Source organism: Halanaerobacter jeridensis, assembly GCF_016908315.1.
In the GTDB taxonomy this organism is placed as follows: domain Bacteria; phylum Bacillota; class Halanaerobiia; order Halobacteroidales; family Halobacteroidaceae; genus Halanaerobacter; species Halanaerobacter jeridensis.
In genome coordinates this window covers 1-19,709 of the sequence record NZ_JAFBDQ010000023.1, presented here as the reverse complement: position 1 = coordinate 19,709, position 19,709 = coordinate 1, and the positions used below count along the sequence as shown (strand labels likewise).

The 19,709-nt window shown below is 31.3% G+C and carries 15 protein-coding genes, 1 tRNA gene and 1 other annotated feature; of the genes, 1 reads left to right on the top strand and 15 read right to left on the bottom strand.

Going from position 1 to position 19,709, the window contains the following annotated elements; all coding sequences use genetic code 11:
* Positions 1–49 precede the first annotated feature (49 nt).
* Positions 50–275: a binding site (T-box leader), on the bottom strand.
* 55 nt (positions 276–330) lie between these two features.
* The 4 genes from ytxC to JOC47_RS14325 all read right to left on the bottom strand — a co-directional run bounded on the left by ytxC (position 331) and on the right by JOC47_RS14325 (position 4,077).
* Complete coding sequence (gene ytxC, locus JOC47_RS14340; RefSeq protein ID WP_204703033.1) at positions 331–1,233, bottom strand: putative sporulation protein YtxC; 903 nt, start codon at positions 1,231–1,233, stop codon at positions 331–333.
* A 114-nt stretch (positions 1,234–1,347) separates the two neighbouring features.
* Complete coding sequence (locus JOC47_RS14335; RefSeq protein WP_204703032.1) at positions 1,348–2,775, bottom strand: PepSY1/2 domain-containing protein; 1,428 nt, start codon at positions 2,773–2,775, stop codon at positions 1,348–1,350.
* Between the two features lie 416 nt (positions 2,776–3,191).
* The gene (locus JOC47_RS14330) at positions 3,192–3,668 is read right to left on the bottom strand and encodes a cell wall hydrolase (RefSeq protein WP_204703027.1); all 477 of its coding nucleotides are present in this window, start codon (positions 3,666–3,668) and stop codon (positions 3,192–3,194) included.
* An 82-nt stretch (positions 3,669–3,750) separates the two neighbouring features.
* Positions 3,751–4,077 carry a hypothetical protein gene (locus tag JOC47_RS14325; protein ID WP_204703025.1) on the bottom strand — a complete coding sequence of 109 codons (327 nt, stop codon included), beginning with the start codon at positions 4,075–4,077 and terminating at the stop codon, positions 3,751–3,753.
* 164 nt (positions 4,078–4,241) lie between these two features.
* Between JOC47_RS14325 and JOC47_RS14320 the strand changes: the two genes are divergently transcribed.
* Positions 4,242–5,645 carry a dihydrolipoyl dehydrogenase family protein gene (locus tag JOC47_RS14320; RefSeq protein WP_204703023.1) on the top strand — a complete coding sequence of 468 codons (1,404 nt, stop codon included), beginning with the start codon at positions 4,242–4,244 and terminating at the stop codon, positions 5,643–5,645.
* Positions 5,646–5,799: 154 nt separating this feature from the next.
* On the opposite strand, the gene JOC47_RS14315 is transcribed toward JOC47_RS14320, so the two are convergent.
* The 11 genes from JOC47_RS14315 to JOC47_RS14265 form a co-directional block, all read right to left on the bottom strand.
* Entirely contained in the window at positions 5,800–7,929 is a 2,130-nt protein-coding gene (locus tag JOC47_RS14315; RefSeq protein WP_338035360.1) for an alpha-amylase family glycosyl hydrolase, read from the bottom strand.
* Positions 7,930–8,071: 142 nt separating this feature from the next.
* On the bottom strand, positions 8,072–10,420 hold the full coding sequence (locus tag JOC47_RS14310) for a heavy metal translocating P-type ATPase (protein WP_204703021.1): 2,349 nt from the start codon (positions 10,418–10,420) through the stop codon (positions 8,072–8,074).
* Between the two features lie 108 nt (positions 10,421–10,528).
* Positions 10,529–10,897, bottom strand: a complete 369-nt coding sequence (locus JOC47_RS14305; RefSeq protein WP_204703019.1) for an ArsR/SmtB family transcription factor — start codon at positions 10,895–10,897, stop codon at positions 10,529–10,531.
* 372 nt (positions 10,898–11,269) lie between these two features.
* Complete coding sequence (locus JOC47_RS14300) at positions 11,270–11,809, bottom strand: hypothetical protein (protein ID WP_204703018.1); 540 nt, start codon at positions 11,807–11,809, stop codon at positions 11,270–11,272.
* Between the two features lie 226 nt (positions 11,810–12,035).
* Positions 12,036–12,123: transfer RNA gene (locus JOC47_RS14295), tRNA-Leu, on the bottom strand.
* 44 nt (positions 12,124–12,167) lie between these two features.
* On the bottom strand, positions 12,168–12,851 hold the full coding sequence (locus tag JOC47_RS14290) for a GntR family transcriptional regulator (RefSeq protein WP_204703017.1): 684 nt from the start codon (positions 12,849–12,851) through the stop codon (positions 12,168–12,170).
* Positions 12,852–12,990: 139 nt separating this feature from the next.
* A complete protein-coding gene (locus JOC47_RS14285; protein ID WP_204703016.1) occupies positions 12,991–14,664 on the bottom strand; it encodes an ABC transporter substrate-binding protein in 1,674 nt (557 codons plus the stop codon).
* Positions 14,665–14,712: 48 nt separating this feature from the next.
* Entirely contained in the window at positions 14,713–15,381 is a 669-nt protein-coding gene (locus JOC47_RS14280; protein WP_204703015.1) for a hypothetical protein, read from the bottom strand.
* A 92-nt stretch (positions 15,382–15,473) separates the two neighbouring features.
* Positions 15,474–16,361 carry a nickel transporter permease gene (gene nikC, locus JOC47_RS14275; RefSeq protein ID WP_275579439.1) on the bottom strand — a complete coding sequence of 296 codons (888 nt, stop codon included), beginning with the start codon at positions 16,359–16,361 and terminating at the stop codon, positions 15,474–15,476.
* A 75-nt stretch (positions 16,362–16,436) separates the two neighbouring features.
* A complete protein-coding gene (locus tag JOC47_RS14270; protein ID WP_204703013.1) occupies positions 16,437–17,441 on the bottom strand; it encodes an ABC transporter permease in 1,005 nt (334 codons plus the stop codon).
* A gap of 188 nt (positions 17,442–17,629) precedes the next feature.
* Positions 17,630–19,279 carry an ABC transporter substrate-binding protein gene (locus JOC47_RS14265; protein WP_204703011.1) on the bottom strand — a complete coding sequence of 550 codons (1,650 nt, stop codon included), beginning with the start codon at positions 19,277–19,279 and terminating at the stop codon, positions 17,630–17,632.
* Between the last annotated feature and the right edge of the window lie 430 nt (positions 19,280–19,709).

The window sequence follows — 19,709 nt, the reverse complement described above, 5'->3', positions numbered from 1 at the left end:
CTCCTAAATTCTAATAGTTATTTAAATCAAAAAAACCCCTCGCTCCATAGTTAGAGGCGAAGGGTTCGCGGTTCCACTCTAATTAATCTAGTTCAAAAACTAGATTATCTTACAGTTCTCAATTAACGATTGAGATCTCGGGTTACCATACTTGAATTTCTGGCACCAACTCAGAGGGGGTTTTCAATTAGCTATCCTTAGGAAACTTCCAGTTAATAGTTCCCACTCCCTGTTAAGAATAAAACTAACTTACTCGTCCTCTTCATAGTTATTAAAATAGTATTTATTTAATTTTCTTATCATTAATTATACTTTCAAAAAAACTTATTGTCAAGAATGATTTGATATTTTTTCCTCTAGCTCTTTTAAATTATTAACTTTACAATAATCACAACCTAAACAAATGGATACTCGTTTATTAAAAATATTTTTTAAATTTTCAATTAGTTCAAGGGGTTGATTAAAATGAAGGATTATCTCCTGAGGTGCTATACTAATTAAAGCACTAATTACTAAATCTTGCTGGTCCAACTCTTGTTCTAACTGTTCTAAAACATATTCATCTAAAAAAGGGTTTTCAATCATCTTTTCATTTTCATTCAATAATTTGAATCCATTATTTTTTATTTTAATCACATTAACTAATTTACTATTATTAGCTTGTATATCTACATAATGTTTTAATAAATGAACAAACCCTCTAGATTCTTTTTCTACTCCATATTCTTCTATAGCATTTTTTACAGCTGATTCTAATTCTGTTAAGTAACCTTTTAATCTAAATCTCACAAATCCTTCTAAAACAATTTCTTGCCCATCAGCTATATACTCTATAATCTCCAGTAAAATATTATTTTTCCTTTTTATTTTAGCTTTAATTCCTTCATCATTTTTACCATCACCAATATTTAATCTGTTTAAAGCAATATTTATAATTTTCTTTTCTTCTTCTTGTGATAGTTGTTTACAATTAATATTTAAAATTTTATAAAGAAAATCTAATTCTAAATGATTAATAATCAAATCAGATAAAACATTAGCAATTAATTCTTTTAAAATAGTAAATAATAAAGTATCATTAGTTACTGAACATTCGAAAAATAAAATATTCCCCTGTTCTATTGAATTGATTTCAATATTATATTGATCTTTTTTTAAAATTTCTCTCTCCAAAGCAAATCTTTTCTTTAAGCAATCTTTATATTTATTACTCCCAACTCTAATTACTGACATCAAAACTCACTCCTAGCTATCAAAGCTATTCAAATCTTTCTCTTCTATCTATTAACATATAATAAATTATATGCAATCAAAGCTATTCTATTCTCTAAGTAGAAAATGAGTTTATCAATCTGTTTTGCGATAGATTTGCTGTGTAGTTGCTTTAACTTCTTCTTCTCTTCCTGTTTTTGCATTAATTTTTACTCGATAATGATTTTGTCTTTCCCCATCTTTTATAACTCCAATGAATTCATAGCACAATTTCTCTTGCCCATCAATCTGATCTATAACTAATTGAGGATCTTTGACTAATTCCAGACGAGAACTGATTTTGGATTTAGCTTCTGATTGTTTTAAATCAGGCATTAATTCATCTTCAGATCGTTCTTTATAATTTAATATATAATCTAGACCATTAAATCCAACTATCTCTCCATTATCTAGAGCTACTTCTGCAATTACTGAGTTAGGTTTAATTAATACATTATTTTGCTTAGGAAGTAAGGATACAATTAAAAACTCATCAAAAGAATGACGAGAACTGACCTCCATATTAGGATATTTATTCTTTTCAACAAATTTCAGCGCATTACTTTCCGCTTCTTCATAATCAATCTTCTTATCACCTAATTCTCTTTTCTTGAGTAACCAAACTATTCTTCCACCTTTTTTACTCACATCAGCATAAATGATTTCATCAGGATTATTCTTATGAACAGCTTTTACTTCATAAGCTGGCACTTTAACTTTTGCTTCTTGAGCTGCCTTTAGTTTAAGCCCCTTTTTTTCTCTTATTTCATAATTATAATTTTCAGGATTTTTTATAAAATCTTTTGTTATTTTTATTGCTTCTTTTTCATTAACTGCAACAGCTTCTACTTTAGATAAACTGGATATTACATCTTGAGATTGGGATTTATTATAATTAGGCATTACAGTTTCCAAACTACTTTTTAATCTATCAAGTGTCACTTTGTTATCTAATTTCATTAATCCTTGCATTGGACTAGCAGAATAATCTTCATTACGTTCATTAATTTTAACTCTTTTTTTATCATACCATTTAAATTTTTCTTTATCCATTTCCGAATGTATATCTTGTAAGTTAGTATTTACTACACATATTTGATTATAAAACTTATTAATCATATTTTTTTCTTCTTCCGTTAAATTTTCTCCTGTAATTTTCCTATCTAAATGGTTAGCATATTTTAATACATCAGCAAGTAAATATTTGACATTATTTAAAGTATCACTTGTAAGCGGTAGTTGCCCTATATCTTCTTGCGCCGCATAAGCAGAACGCCAGACATTAGATAAATTAATAGAAGCATTACTAGCAGATTGAGAAATTAATAAAACTCCTAATTCTGATTCTAAAGCATCAATATGATGGTTTAATTCTTGAAAGGCATATTCATATCTATTATTTAATTCACTTCTCAATTGCCTACTTATCATATATCTACTATATCCCCAATATCCTACTGCAATTAAAGCTAAGGCTAAAAAAACAATACCCCATAACCTTTTATTAAAATTTTTAAAATTCACAATAAACACTCCTTTTGACTTTCCACGGAGCAAGCTCGCGTAGATTCTTCATTCCTGGAAACTTGCCTATCTCTGCTTAAAAGTATTAAGTAAGAAACTAGGTCTTACGGTTTCTCCAGAAGCTTGAAATTCCGCATGCCCTGCGGTAGATATGTTTTATATGTTTATCACTTTTAATTCTTGCTACAACCCCATATATTCAGTTGTTAGATTCACCTTAATTAGTATTAGTCTACCTCAAATTGATAGCAAGATGTATGGTAGTTATTAACAATAAGCTAATATCGAATTAGCTTATTGTTGGTGCTTACATCCATAGGGCAGAGCAACAGTAATTTTACGCACAAATCTATAAATAATTTAAAAGCAACAATAAATTTAATTTAGCAATTCAAAATCAAACTTGCAACTTGCTACTATCTAGCAAAAATATGCTTTCCAATTCTACGCACCACATCTCGAGAATAAATCCAATAAGTAGAAACCCCAGCAGGATTATAATAATAAATAGAACCATAAGTAGGATCCCAACCATTCATAGCTGAAATAGCTGCCCTAACGCTATTAGAACTAGGAGTATGACTCCAAATATGACCACGTGCTACAGCAGTAAATGCCCAAGGCTGATAGATTACCCCAGAAATTGTATTAGGGAATTTGGAGTTACGAACCCGATTCATGATCACTGCTCCTACAGCTACTTGCCCTACAAACGGTTCTCCTCTAGCTTCAGCAGAAATAGTTCGAGCCATTAATCTAGTAGTAGGTGACAATCTCCAAAAACTAGGAGCAGCAGCTTCACTCTCCTCTACATTTTCTGGAATACTAAAATAGTAAGTCACTATAGTACTCACCAATAATAAAACAACTAATAAATATATTCTCTTCTTCATATTTCTCAAACTCCTTATTTTAGATTTTAGCTTACATTACTATATTTTCAGTTTTAGAGACAAAATATTCATCAAAGTCATTTTATTTTTCTTTAGGCAATTCTGGCGGTTCAATTGGAGTATCACTGCCTTCTTCAGAAGGACGTTGAGGTGAATGAACTATTGTAATGCTGTTTAGTAGTATTTCTATTTCTTCTAATTGTTCTCCATTTTTAATCTTTTTACGCAATTCAGCTCGTGGTACAAAAACTGAAACTTCATGAGGTTTATCATAGGAAAAACAACGATTGACCATTATTTCTAGCCCATCTAAATCTAAATAAATTTCATCTTTATTTCTACACTCTTTTGATCTATATAAAATATTTTTCAGTTTATATTTTAGCTTTTTTAACAAAGAAATTAACAATTTAATTTCCTCCTTTTTAATTATTTTATTAAAAAAATGCTTTTAAAGTGTTAAAAAAGATAATTAGACTTGAAATTTTTTTAAAAATATTATATCATAATATCGTAATATGCTAATATAATTGTATAAATAAATTTGTTTTAACCTTCGAGGGGGAATTTATAATGAAAGAATATGATTTAATTGTAATTGGAATGGGACCTGCCGGTATGGCAGTCACTGCTATGGCTTCTAATATGGAATTAGACGTTTTAGCAATTGAAAAACATAAAGTTGGAGGCGAATGTTTAAATTACGGATGTATTCCTAGTAAAGCATTATTAAAAGCAGGAGAAATGCATGATGTAACAGATAACTTAGAAAAATATGGTATTGACTTCCAGGGAAAAACTGAAGTTAATAATCCATTAGAAATAGTTCAAAATAAACTAGACCAAATAAGTGGCAGCAAAACTATGAAGGCATTTGAAAAAGCTGACCTAATTTTAAATGAAGGTAATGCTGAATTCGTTGATGAAAATACAGTACAAGTTGGTGGCAATAAATATACAAGTGATAATATATTCATTGCTACTGGAACTGAACCTTTTGTTCCACCAATTCCAGGCATTGAAGATGTACCGCGACTTACTAATTTAAATTTATTTGAACAAGATGAAGTTCCAGATGAGTTAACAATCATTGGTGGTGGTGCAATCGGTTCTGAAATGGCTCAAGCATTCTCACGTTTAGGTTCTGAAATTAATGTAATCCAAATTGATGACCATCTAATTCCAGCCGGTGATAAAGAAGCAGGGCAAGTATTAGAAGAAGCTTTTACTGCTGAAGGAATCTCAGTCTATAATGATACTAGTATCGAAAAAATCGAACAAAGAGATGGCACAATCTATACTCATACCGATAAAGGATGTTTTTCTTCTGATAAAATACTAGTCGCTACAGGAAGGAAACCAGTTCTAGAACCACTAAAATTAGATAATGCTGGAGTTAATTATGATAAACAAGGTATTGAAGTAAATCAAAAAATGGAAACAAACGTGAATGGAATTTATGCTGTTGGCGACTGTAATGGACAATCTTTATTCTCTCATGCTGCTATGCATCAAGGAATGATTGCCTTAATGAACGCTATTAATCCTCTTCCATTTAAAAAGTTCAAACGGGATGATTATGTAGTTCCTTGGTCTGTATTCACTAAACCAGAGGTTGCACAAGCAGGATTGACTGAACAAGAAGCACAAGAAAAGGGAATTGATTATCAAATAATTAAAGAGGACTATGAGGATTATGGACGTACAATTGCTGATGGTAAAACTGAAGGTTTTGTTAAAGTAATTACTAATAGCAAAGGCAAAATTTTCGGTGCTACTATCGTAGGAGAAGCAGCTAGTGAACTAATCCATGAATGGGTTTTAGCAATTCAACATGATATTAAAATGTTCGACTTAATGATGACTCAACATTCATTCCCAACTATTTCTTTGCTTAATAAAAGAGTAGCAGAACAATGGATGATGAAGAAAACAGATTCTGATTTTGCTAAAAAATTAGCTAAAACATTTATTTAACTATTAGCTTTTAGTTCTCAGTTAAAACCATAAAATCAAAATCTAAAATTCACAAAACAAAATATGACTTTTTATATAATAAAGCGGGGCTCAAATGAGCCCCGCTTTATTTCCTTTTTTAGCTTAAAGCTAATTACAACAGCTAAACGCTTAATTATAAGCTTTCTTTCTCGGTCTTTAAAATTAATGTACCATATGGTTTAATTACTACTTCTCCTGCCTGATAAATCTCATTTGTTAAAAGACCATTCATCTCATTAGATAATGTTACTATATTATTTTGTTTAGATTTATTATGAATTACAAATAAATTATAATTTACTTCTTTGCTACTAACTTTATATCCATAAATTTTGTCAGAAGTTTCAATCTTGTTATATTCTCCATCAAATAAAATCGGATTCTCTTGTCTAATCTTAATTAATTCTTGATAGTGTTCAAAAATACTTCCTTCTTTATCCTGCTGTTCAGCCAATGAAATACCATCATTAGCTTTAGTATATTTCATTGGCTCATGAAAACCACCTTTATTCATAGTAGTCATTCCTGATCCTTTAGCATCTTGATACCAATCAAATGGTTCACGAATATTCGGATCTGGTTTCTTACCATGTTGTCCCAATTCTTCACCGTAATAAACAAATGGTGTTCCTGGTAAAGTAAATAATACTGAAGCGGCTAATTTTATTTGTTCTTTATTCCCTTTTAATACAGACGCTACTCTATTTTGATCATGATTTCTTAAGAAAGTAGCATCAATATAGTTGTTAGAATACATATTATATGTTTGATGAATATCTTTCGTTTTAGCTAAAATATCAGTACTTTTATAATATTTTTCCTGTACAAAACTAATTATTTGATCTGCTAAAGTAAAGTTAAAAGATGCATCTAAATCTTGATAAAACTTAGCCATTGTTTGAGTATTAGTCCAGTTTTCTCCAACTAAAAAAGCATTAGGATTCACGGCTTTAACTGCAGTATTAAATTCTTGCCACCAATTATGTGTTACTTGAGGATCCTTATCATCAATGTGTAAAGCTGCATCCAATCTAAAACCATCTACTCCATCAGAAAAATCACCATCTCCGTTAGGATCTAACCAAAATTTAGCTCGTTTTTTCATTTCCTGCCTTACTTTAGGATTACGGAAATTTAAATCCGGCATCTGATTCCAAAACGTTGCATAATAATATTCATCTGTAAAGTGCTTATGCCAAACTTTTTGGTCCCATGGTCCTTTTTCATTTACATCATCAAACATATTACGCCAAATATAATAATCCCTAAACGCATTTTCTGGATCTTTTTTAGCTTCTTGAAACCATTTATGATCATCAGCAGTATGATTAACTACTAAATCCATAATCACCTTCAAATCATTCTTATGGGCCGCTTTTAAAAAATCTATAAACTCTTCTCTGCTACCATAATCAGAATCAGTTTTATAATAATTTTTAACATCATAAGCATGATAAGTAGGAGATTGATTAATTGGCATCAACCATATAGCATCTATCCCTAGCTTTTTAAAATAAGGAATTTTTTCTTTTAATCCAGCAAAATCACCTATGCCATCACCGTTAGCATCATAAAAACTACGTACAAAGACTTCATAAAACACAGCATCTTTAGCCCATTCAGCGGCTTTCCAATTATTAGTATTACCCAATTTTTCAAATGATAATACTTTGGTAGTACTTTTGTTATTAGCTTGTTGATTAATTGATTCTATTTGATAATAATAAGTCTGATTAGGTTCTAAGTTTTTAACAATTAAGCCATCATTATAATATCTTTTTGATTTTACCTTTTTTAAATCATCTTTAGCTTGACCCAAATAAAAATTAACTTGATTGTCTTTATTAGTTTTAAACAAAAATTTAACTTTGTGGTCATCGATATCTATATATTCATTTTGCTTAACAATCATAGTCTGCTCACTATTCTCTGCTACACCTTTTAATCGAACACTTATTATTGAACTTTGTTTTTCTAAAGAAATCGTTTTAGTTTCAATCGGAAACGGTTCTTTATATACTGTTAAACGATAGCTTTTACTCTGCAAATCATTAAATTTAACTAATCCTTCTTCATTGCTTTTTTTAACACCTATTCCTTCCAAATTAACTTGAACATCTTTTATTTCACTTCCTGTTTTATCTATTACTTTAACTATCAGCTCACCTTTTGTTTGCTTCACTTTTTTATCAATTCGTTCCATCTTACAACCTATAGCCAAAAACAACAATAAAACCAGCAAAAACACTCCTAATTTCTTCACTATTTCCCCTCCATAAAGTTTAATTCTAATAGCATATATTGTTAATTATTAAATACTTTTAATTAAAAATCCTTTATTTTACTGAAAAAAACATTATAAAAAATTAAAAAAGCTCAGGTTTTCACCTGAGCTTTAGAAGTAACTATTTTTTTATAATTCTAATTGCATTTAAAACAGCTAATAAAGCCACACCAACATCAGCAAAAACTGCTTCCCACATTGTAGCCATTCCAAAGGCACCTAATAATAATACTAAACCTTTGACTCCCAGGGCCAAAACTATATTTTGCCATACAATTTTGCGCGTGAAATGGGCTACCTTAACGGCCTCAGTCAAATTAGAAGGTTTATCTTTCATCAATACAATATCTGCTGCTTCAATTGCTGCATCTGAACCTAAACCGCCCATTGCAACTCCAATATCTGACCTAGCTAAAACGGGTGCATCGTTGATACCATCTCCTACAAAGGCTGATTTTCCATCTTGATTCTCCTCTAAAATTTCTTCCATCTTATCTACTTTTTCATCAGGTAATAGTCCAGCGTAATAGTTATCGACACCTAATTCTTCTGCTACTCTCTGAGCAACTTGTTCGTTATCTCCTGTCAGCATAACTACTCTTTCTATTCCTAAATCTTTTAAATTCTGTAAAGCTGACTTACTGTCTGACTTAATTTTGTCATCAATTGCAATATAACCAGCATAATTACCATCTACAGCAATATAAATTATAGTCCCTACCTCATCTGCTGCTTGATAATTTATGCCATTTGCTTCCATTAATTTATGATTCCCTGCTAGAATTTCTTGCTCATCACTACGAGCACTAAGACCCTTGCCGGCTATTTCTTGATAATCTGAAATAGTTTTCTGTTCAATTGCAGGTCCTTGATAGGCTTCTAAAATCGACTGGGCAATCGGGTGATTAGAATTATATTCCACTACAGCTGCTGCCTCTAATAATTCTTCCTCAGTCCATCCTGTTGCAGGAACTACAGTTTGTACATCAAATACTCCCTCAGTTAAAGTACCTGTTTTATCAAAAACAACTGTATCTAATTCATTAAGAGCCTCTAAATAATTGCCACCTTTAATTAAAATTCCTTTTTTAGATGCAGAGCCAATTCCACCGAAAAATCCTAATGGAATCGATACTACTAAAGCACAAGGACAGGAAACAACTAAGAAGATCAATGCTCGATAAATCCAATCACTCAAAACAGCACCTGAAATTAATAGTGGAGGTATAAAGGCTAAACCTAAAGCCCCAAACACAACTGCTGGAGTATAATAACGAGCAAATTTAGTAATAAAGTTTTCGGTCGGTGCCTTTTCGCTAGCAGCATTTTCTACTAAATCTAGAATTTTACTTACAGTAGAATCTTTAAACTCTTTTTCTACTCTGACAGTCAATAGTCCATCCTGGTTAATCGAACCACTTAATATTTCTTCTCCTTCTTCTACTTTTCGGGGTACTGATTCCCCAGTTAAAGCCGCAGTATCGACCATTGCTTCGCCATCAATAACTTGACCATCTACTGGAACTTTTTCTCCAGCTTTAACTACAATAGTATCTCCTATCTGTAGTTGATTAGGGTCTACTTGCCGCAACTCTCCATCTTCTTTTAAATTGGCTATGTCTGGTCTAATATCCATCAACTTTTGAATAGAATTTCGAGAGCGATTAACAGCTAAATCTTGAAATAATTCTCCTACTTCATAAAACAGCATTACTGCTACTCCTTCTGGAAACTCCCCGATAGCAAAAGCTCCTATAGTAGCTATTGTCATCAAGAAGTTCTCATCAAACAATTGTCCTTTAAACATGTCCTTAACAGCTTTAGTTAACACTTTATAACCAACTATTAAATAAGCCATTCCATATAGCATTAATTCCCCAGTAAAACTCAAATCTAAAAGTAAAGCTAAGGCAAAAAATAAAGCCCCACTTAATAATCTGCCACTTTCTTTTTTCATCGTATCATTGAAGGCACTTGTATCTTCATGCAGTGCTTCTTCTGTTTCTTCCTTAACTATTACATCTGGTTCCAAATCATTAATTATTTCTTTAGTCTCAGCTATTATTTTCTCACTTAAACCTTCTTCTTCTACTTTTACGGTTAATTTTTTAGAACTAAAATTCAAATGAGCCTGTTCTACATTCGCTAATTGCTTAACATTATCCTCAATTTTATTAGCACAATTAGCACAGGATAAACCCTCTAATTTTAATTCTCGTTTATTACTCTGATTATTTTTCCGTTTTACAATTGTTCCCGGTTCAATATCATGGGCAATTTCAGAGATATCCTGCACCAATCTTTCTAAATCACCAGTTGCCTCTATTTCTAATCTTTTCATACTAAAATTCATTTTAGCTGACTTAACTTCTGATAATTCCTCTACCTCAGCTTCAATTTTGTTAGCACAATTAGCACATTGTAATTCTTCAAAAATTAGTGTCTCCTTTTTTACATTACTAGCTTCCATTTGTTATCCCTCCTGCTAATGTATGAGCACTTGTTCATACATTACTTAAAAAATATATGAATGATTGGTCATATATATTATATGTAAAAAAACTGCTATTGTCAAAAGTTATTTTTTATCTTCTAAAACATGAGCCAAACCTTGACTAAACAATTGAAAGATATGGTAATCGTCTAAAGAATAATAAACAGTTCGTCCTTCTTTTCTATGTTTAACTAATTTTAAATCTCTTAACTTACGAAGTTGATGAGAAATAGCTGATTGACTCATATCCAATAATTCAGAAATATCACAGACACATAACTCTTTATTGGCTAACGCATTAAGTATTTTAATTCGCGTTGGATCACTAAGCACTTTAAAAGTATCTGCTAATCTTTCAATTACATCGTCAGTTAGCTCTTCTGATTTAACTTCTTCTATTCTCTTTAAATTAGGGCAGTATTCTTCACAAACTAATAAATCTTTATCCTCCATCTTATCCCACTCCCTCTTGTAAATAAAAATATTAGAGGAGAAAATAAGAATTTTCTTATTTTCCCTCTAATATATTATAACTTATTTCTGGCAAATATTAAAATTATCTTTGTAATTAATTATTTCTCATTAAAGATCACAGTATTAATTTTAGTCAACTCATCAATACTGTATTTCAATCCTTCACGACCAATGCCTGATTTTTTATTACCTCAAAAAGGTTTTCTTATTACAATTGCAAACTTATTTTGCGTATATTCTACCCATTCGCCTAGAATATATTCTCCATACAAGGCCCGCATAATTATCTTTCAAAAAATAAAAACCCTCTTATATTGAATCAAGAAAGAGGATTAATAAAAACTATTAAATTTAATATTTAGCTCGCAAATAAAGAGATTTATCAACTAAAAAGTCTTGAATAATTGTAATGTTTTGCAGTAAAAAATTACTTAAATCCTTTTTTAAATTTAAATCAATTTCTTCCTTTAATTCTGCACATAACAGTTCTATTACTTTGCTTATCTCCACATTCTTTTTAGCAGCAAAGTTCTTTTGATAAGCAAAAGCTAAATTTTCAACTTTTTCTTCTAATTTAGCAACATCTATCTTATGTTCTTTTAATCTTTGTTCAGAAACTAAAACAGAAAAATTATCATAAATTTCCTCTAATAACTTTGAATTTATTCTAATATCATTTATTCTAATGACTAATTTATAACTAAATAAATGGCTACATGCTAAAAGTAAATCTAAATTCTTAGCAAAATCATTTCCATAGTCTTTTGCCACTGCATCTAGGATTTTTGCTTCAGAATTTAGATTAAAAAGCAAATCTGCTAATTCTTCTCCTAACTCCTCTGCACAAGTCTTTTTACCACTAAATGCTTTCTTTAACATTTTTAAAACCATTTTTTTAATCTCTCCTTTCAAAGCTTGATACTATATAATTATATTCTAACTAATGTAATTATACCCAAAAAATGTAATTAAATCAATCGTTAATTTGACTTCGTTGTTCTTCAACAATAAGTACAAAAAATAAACAAAGCACTCAAAAAAATAAAAAAGCATACCCTAAGTTCAGAGTATGCTTTAAAATAATATATTGAATTTTAATAAAATTATATTTAATAATTGGTGCCGAGAGTGGGATTTGAACCCACACGGGACAAATGCCCATAGCGCCCTCAACGCTACGCGTCTGCCAGTTCCGCCACCTCGGCAATTTACTTTTATAATTATATCACATTAATTTCAAAAGTCAATTTTAAACTACTAATTCTCCTGGAAAAATAAGTTTAATACTATTTGCATCAAAATAGTGATTTTCTATACCAATTGGTAATTTATCAATTAGAATTATTCGCTGACTCTTCATTACTAAATTCTGTTCTCCAGTAAAGTCTAATCTGCTCTCCAAAATTGGATTAGCTTCTTCCACTTGAATTATATTATTTCTAAATTTAACATTATTGATACCTTTATCACCAAACAGTTCATAAAGTGAATTCAAATGATTTAAACGTTCTTGATTAATATCAGAACTTAAATAAGTAATAATTTCTTGCCATCCATAAACATGATTATCTACCAATTTCTCTTGGATTATTTTATATAACTTTTCCTGTGGCTTAGTGCGCACTAAATCATTAAATTCTAAATCATCGATCTGCTTAATACTAATTTCTCCTGCTTCAAAATCTTTATCTTTTTCTAATAATCTAATCGTTGCTTGCTGCAAATCAGATCTTTCCCCAGCTAAACGCTGTTCCATATTGCGAGCATACTTCTCTCTCAATTCCATTAATGATATATTAGCCTCGGATAAAATTGTTCTTACATAACGAGGAGTTGTATCTACATTTTCAGCAATATCACTAATTTTTAGAAAAGGATCGTGACGAGCAAAATTAATAATCTGTTCTTTTTTAGTCAATTCTTCTAGTCCCATCTCTTATCACCCCTTTGTTCATTTTCACAACTTATTATACCTAACTTATGATATTCTTATACATTTAAATTAAATAAACTCAAAAAATAGAAAAGCAGCTAACTGTATATACAGTTAGCTGCTTTAAAATCTAGATTGTTTATTTTGTTTTATGACCTGGCTCAACCCATACATCTGTCAAAGGTAATGGTGTCTGACCAGTAAATACATAATCATGAACAAATGACTGGACTAAAACAGGTGTGGAATAATAATAAATAGGAACCCATGGAGCATCATTTATCAGTTCTTTTTCAATTTCTTGATACAAATCAAGTCTTTCTTCTCCACGGTCCATCTTTCTTGCTTTTTCTAATTTCTTATCAATATCTTCATTCTTATAGAATGCATAGTTACCACCAGCTCCTGCATTCTTAGAATGGAATAATACGTGCAAGAAGTTATCTGGATCAGGATAATCAGCAATCCAACCCATTCTCATTAGAGTAAAGCTTCCTTTATCAGCTTTAGATAAAACTGTACCCCAGTCCATATTGACTAACTTAACATTAATACCAATTTGTTTCAGATTTCTCTGTACAGCTTCAAGATTTCTTTGGTGCTGCTTACTTGTATTATAAATGATTTTATATTCCCCTGGTAAACCATCTGGATATCCAGCTTCTTTCAATAGTTCTTTTGCCTTTTCAATATTATAAGGATATCCTTTTAAGTCAGAATTATAACCTGGCATTCCCGGCGGAAGAATTCCGTTAGCAGGATTTACTGTTCCATTCCTAACTACCTTAGCAATTACTTCTTTATTCACAGCATAATTCATTGCTTTACGAACTTTTTTATTATTAAATGGTTCTTTTTGATTATTAATTGCTAAATAATAAGTTCCTAATCTATCTATTTGTCGATACTCGTTTGCAAATTCACCTTCAGAATCCATAACTCGTTCCATCTGTCCATCAGGAATATCAGCATCAAATTCATAAATATTACCTTGTTCATACTCTGGGAAAGCAGAAGTCCCTTCCACAATAATTCTGTACACAACTTTATCTAAATAAGGTCTATTATCTTCATAATAATCTTCATTCTTCTCTAACACAAGTTTACTATCTTGTTTCCAACTCTTAAATTCAAATGGACCTGCTCCAACTGGATGCTGTCCAAATCCATCACCTTTTTCAGCGATTACTTCTTTAGGTACAATAGACGCATTTTCCATACATAGCATAGATAGGAATGGTGCAAATGGCTCTTTTAAAGAAATCTTTACAGTATATTCATCAACTGCTTTTAATCCTTTAACACTATCAGCTTCACCATTCTGAAAAGCTTTAGCACCTACAACATTTTCAAATAACCAAGCTCGTTCAGATTTTGTTTCAGGATCTAATAATCTACTGAAAGAATAAACAACATCAGATGCTTTTACTTCTCGTCCATTATGGAACTTAACTCCCTCTCTTAAATGGAAAATCCATTCTGTACCATTCTCGGAAGATTCCCAATCTTTTGCAATTGCTGGTTGAACTTCTAGATCTTCATTATACTTAACTAATCCATCAAAAACATTTCTCACTACTCTACTAGAAGTAGTATCAGTCGAATGAGCAGGATCTAAATCAGGCGGATTAGCACCTAATCTCCCATAAAAAGTACCACCCATTTTGTCTTCGGTAGTATAATTTTCTTTTTCTGCTTGCTTTTGTCCCTGTTCTTGCTTCTCTGGTTGGGACTGTTGATTACCACCACAACCAACTACAAAAAATACCATTAATGTCAAAATCAAAATAGAAATTCCTAGTTTCTTAAACATTAAATTTATTCCTCCTTGTTTAGAATATTATAATGTACATTAATTAATCTATTTTTTTAAAACTTTAATCTGCTGAAGTGAATTATTAAAATTTAGTTTTATCTGATTAACAGGAAAATAAACAACATTAATTCCCTGCAGTTGATCAGAAAAATAGAGTTTTTTCTTTAGAGTTAGCAAATAACTCCCCGGTTTAGAATTTAAAATCTGTAATAACTGCTGACGACCTTTTTCTACTTCAAGCTCTACAGCAGAAAATCTAACATTCTCAACCTTTTTTAATTGTTTTATTTCTGTAATTGCTAACTTGCTAGCAAAAAACGTACTGCTTATAAATAAAGGTCTTTCATCTTCTTTAAATAATACAGTTTCTGCTATTTGTTTTGACCCTTGCTTAACAAATTCATAACTTTGATTCAAAATGAGATTTTCTTGTACTTCATAATTAATATTCCCAAGTTCTGATAGCTCTAAAACTTCAAATACTAATTTATTTTCCTCTGAAGAACTAACTTTTTTCCGAGCATAATTTTCTCTTAATTTAGTTAAAGATAAATCAGCTTCAGAAAGAACCGTTCTCACATAATGAGAGGTAGTTTCAGCTAATTGAGCTATCTTTTCCACCTTTAAAAAAGGATCTTCCTGGGCCAAATAAATAACGCGTTCCTTCTTAGTCAATTCATACAAATTACACTCCTTAACTTCTCTACTACTCATCTTTCTACCTCCACAACTATTCTACTACTCCTACTAACTACTTATCTTTTCTTTTTTATCTTTTCTCTTATCTTTTAATTTATCCCTAATATTTAATCTTTCATTTTAGGGTCTAAGGCATCCCTTAACCCATCACCAAATAAATTAAAACCTAATACAGTAATCATAATTGCTAAGCCAGGAAAAGCTACTACCCAAGGTGCTACTTGAATTGCTGACCTACCTGAACTTAACATTGCTCCCCATTCAGGAGTAGGTGGCTGAGCACCTAAACCTAAGAAACTCAATCCTGCTGCTTCTAAAATTGCTGTTGCTATGCTCAAAGTAGACTGTACTGTTAACGGAGCTAAGCAATTAGGTAATATATGTTTAGTAATAATTCTAAAATCACTTGAACCTAAAGACTGCGCTGCAGAAACATATTCCTCTTCTTTAACTGATAAGACAGAGGACCTCACAATTCTGGCAAAACGCGGTAAATTTACAAAACCAATCGCAATCATAGCATTACTTAACTGCGGACCTAATATAGCCATAATTACTATTGCCAGCAAAATACTAGGAAAAGCTAGCATAATATCTATTAATCTCATTACTAAGCTATCAATCCATCCACCATAATAACCAGCTAAAACACCTAATGTAACTCCTAAAACTAAAGCTAAACTAACTGAAATAACTCCCACTTGAATTGAAATTCGAGAACCATAAATTATTCTACTTAAAATATCTCTTCCTAAATCATCAGTTCCTAGCCAATGACTAAATGAAGGAGCTTTTAATCTTTGAATAACATTAGTCTTCAACGGATCATAAGGAGCTAATACAGGAGCAAAAATAGCTACTACTAATAATATAGAAATAATTGCTAGACCTAACATAGCAATTCTATTTTTAAGCAGTCGTTTCCAAGCTTCTTTCCACAAACTTGACTCTTTAGTATCAGAATTTCCTTCTGCTTCAGTTTGTCCCATATTCATCTGCGCCATTACTCTCCTCCTCTCTTACAATTCATCACAGATTCACTATTACAATATCTATTTCTTCTATTAGCATTAATCATAACGAATCTTAGGATCAATTACAGAATATAAAATATCAACTACTAAATTAACAAAAACAAATGTAGTTGCCAAAATTAATACTGCTGCCTGTACTACTGGAAAATCACGAGCCATAATAGCATCGTAAGTATATTTTCCTACCCCTGGCCAAGAAAAAATAGTCTCAGTCATCATTGCTCCTCCTAATAGAATTCCAAACTGCAGTCCAATTACAGTAATAATTGGAATCAAAGCATTACGAAGAGCATGTTTATAAACAACCACCTTTTCCTTTAGCCCTTTAGCATAAGCAGTCTTAATATAATCTTTATTTAATACTTCTAACATACTAGATCTGGTCATTCGAGCAATAATAGCCATTGGAATAGTCCCTAATGAAATCCCCGGCAGCATTAGATGCCATAAAACATCTTTTAAGGCTGTCCAGTTACCTGTTATAATACTATCTATAACATAAAAATTAGTAATCTCTTTTAGCTCAACACCTACACTTAATCTTGCCGATGGCGGAAACCAACCTAATTTAAAGGCAAAAATCCAAATCATCATTAGCCCTAACCAAAATATAGGCATTGAAACTCCTACTAAAGCCCCTGACATACTTAAGTAATCAAAAATAGAATACTGCTTAGTCGCCGAAATTATACCTGCTGGAACTCCAACTAAAACGGCAAAAGTTAAAGCAAATAGAGATAACTCAATTGTAGCAGGATAACGTCTCGATAATTCATCGGACACCGGGTTACTGCTCATAATTGATTCTCCTAAATCACCCGAGGCTAACCTCTTTACAAATCTAAAATATTGCACATGCAAAGGGTCATTAAGTCCCATCTCTTCTCTTAATCTATTAATTTCTGATTCTGTTGCTCTTTCTCCTAACATCACACTAGCTGGATCTCCTGGAATTAAATGAATCATTAAAAATACCAAGATTGATACTCCAATTAGAGTTGGAATCAGCAGAAGTAGCCTTCTTAGAATATAATTTAACATCTACTCACTCCTCATTTCTTTTCATTTAATTAGTCGTTTTGACTGAAATATGACTTTGAATAAGAAGAACCAGTTCCAGAAACTCAGAACTGGTCCCTCTGGTTATAATTACTTCAATATTTCTTAATTTAAACTTAAATTTATTTTTTATCTTTATTTTCTTTTTCTGTTTACTCTTCTCTGTTTTTTTATTTAACCCAAACTTTATCTAACTTTTCAATTCCTAGTGGACTAGGTTTATAATTCATTACTTCATTCTTTAAAGCAATCGGTGGTGTTGAATGCGCCATAGGTACCCATGGTGCATCTTCATGAATAACCTCTTGTGCCTCTTTGTAAATTTCAGTTCTTTTCTCTTTATCCATTGTCTTTTGCGCATCAATTAATAATTCATGTAGCTTATCGCTCTTATAGAAAGCAATGTTACCAGCACTTCCTTTAACAGCATTATCTTTATCTAATAATACATATAAGAAGTTATCTGGGTCACCATTATCACCTGTCCAACCTAATAAGGCCATATCATGTTCACCATTTTCTGTCTTTTCTAAATAAGTACCCCAGTCATATGATTTAATTTCAACTTTAATCCCAACTTCTTTTAAATTAGACTGCATAGCTTGAGCAATCTTCTTAGGCTGCGGCATATATGGTCTTGGATTAGGCATTGCCCATAAAGTAGTTTCAAATCCATTTGGATAACCTGCTTCTGCTAATAGTTCTTTAGCTTTTTCAGGATTATATTCATATTTATCAACATCTTCATTATAACCCCAAATAGCAGGAGGTAATGGATTTTTAGCAGGTTTTGCTAACCCAGCGTAGAAAGCTTTAATAATTTCTTCCTTATTAATCGCATGGTTAACCGCTTTTCTAACTAATTTATTATCAAACGGTTCTTTCATAAAGTTCATCGCTAAGTAACCAACATTCATACTTGGTCGCAAAGATAATTTTAACTTACCACTATCTTTAACCTGTGGTACACTATTAGGATTAACTCCATCCATCATATCAATAGTTTCTGACTGTAATTCCATAAAACGAGCTGTATTATCAGGAATAGCTCTAAATACTATCTTCTCTAAATAAGGCTTGCCACCCCAATAATCATCATTTCTAGTTAAAATAACTCTATCGCCTTTTTTCCAATCTTTTAACTTAAATGGTCCTGTTCCTACTGGATGTTTGAAATAATCTTCTCCATACTTTTTAATTGCTTTAGGACTGGCAATAGCAAAAGGTGCCATAGCTAAATTAGATAAAAATGGCGCAGATTTTTTACTTAAAGTAATTTTAACAGTATACTCATCTACTGCTTCTACTTCCTTAACTATACCAGGAAAACCACCAAACATGTAACTCCAATAAACAAATTTTCCATCATGATATTCATGATCTTCTTTTCTCCAACGGTCAAAATTAAATTTAACAGCTTCAGCATCAAATTTAGCACCATCATGGAATTTCACGTCTTCTCTTAACTCAAAAGTCCAAACTTTACCATCTTGAGAAGTTTCCCAGGATTTAGCTAAACTTGGTTTGACTGCTGTTCCCCCACGTTCATACTTTACTAAACTATCATAAATTTGTTTAGTAACCTTCATAGATTCTCCGTCAGTAACATCAGCAGGGTCTAATTTAACAGAATCACTACCTCGACCATAAACCAATGTCCCTCCAAACTTATCTTCTTCAGAAACTTCTTCTGCTGCCTGTTCTTGCTGCTGTTGTTTATCTTGCTCTTTCTCTTGGCTAGCCTGTTGGCCACCACATCCTACAACTAAAACAGCTAATAATAAGACAGCTACCATCATTAATAAATGTTTTTTTCTCATAATCTCTGCTCAACTCCTCTTATATTTATAAATTTCAATTTATAACTATGCAACACAAACATAAGTCACCCAAAGAAACAAAAAAAATAAAATGACTTATATTTATTTTAAACTACTAAATTCTAAATACGCAATGTAAATTCTAAGTTACCTTTATATTATGTATACCCTACTTTAATAATATTTAGTAGAAGCAAAAGTATTACTTCCTAGTTACATTTTTTAATTATACTCAATAAAATATTTTTTGTCAAATTCTGATGTGAACAATAAGTCAGAAATCATTAATAAATAAATCCCACAGAATTCTGTGGGATTATAAAACTTATATCTCTGTTAAAAATTCACTAACTTCTTCAGCAGTCTCATAACTCAATGCTTCTTCTGCTATTTCTTCAGCATCTGCTAAGCTCATATTTCTAATTTGATC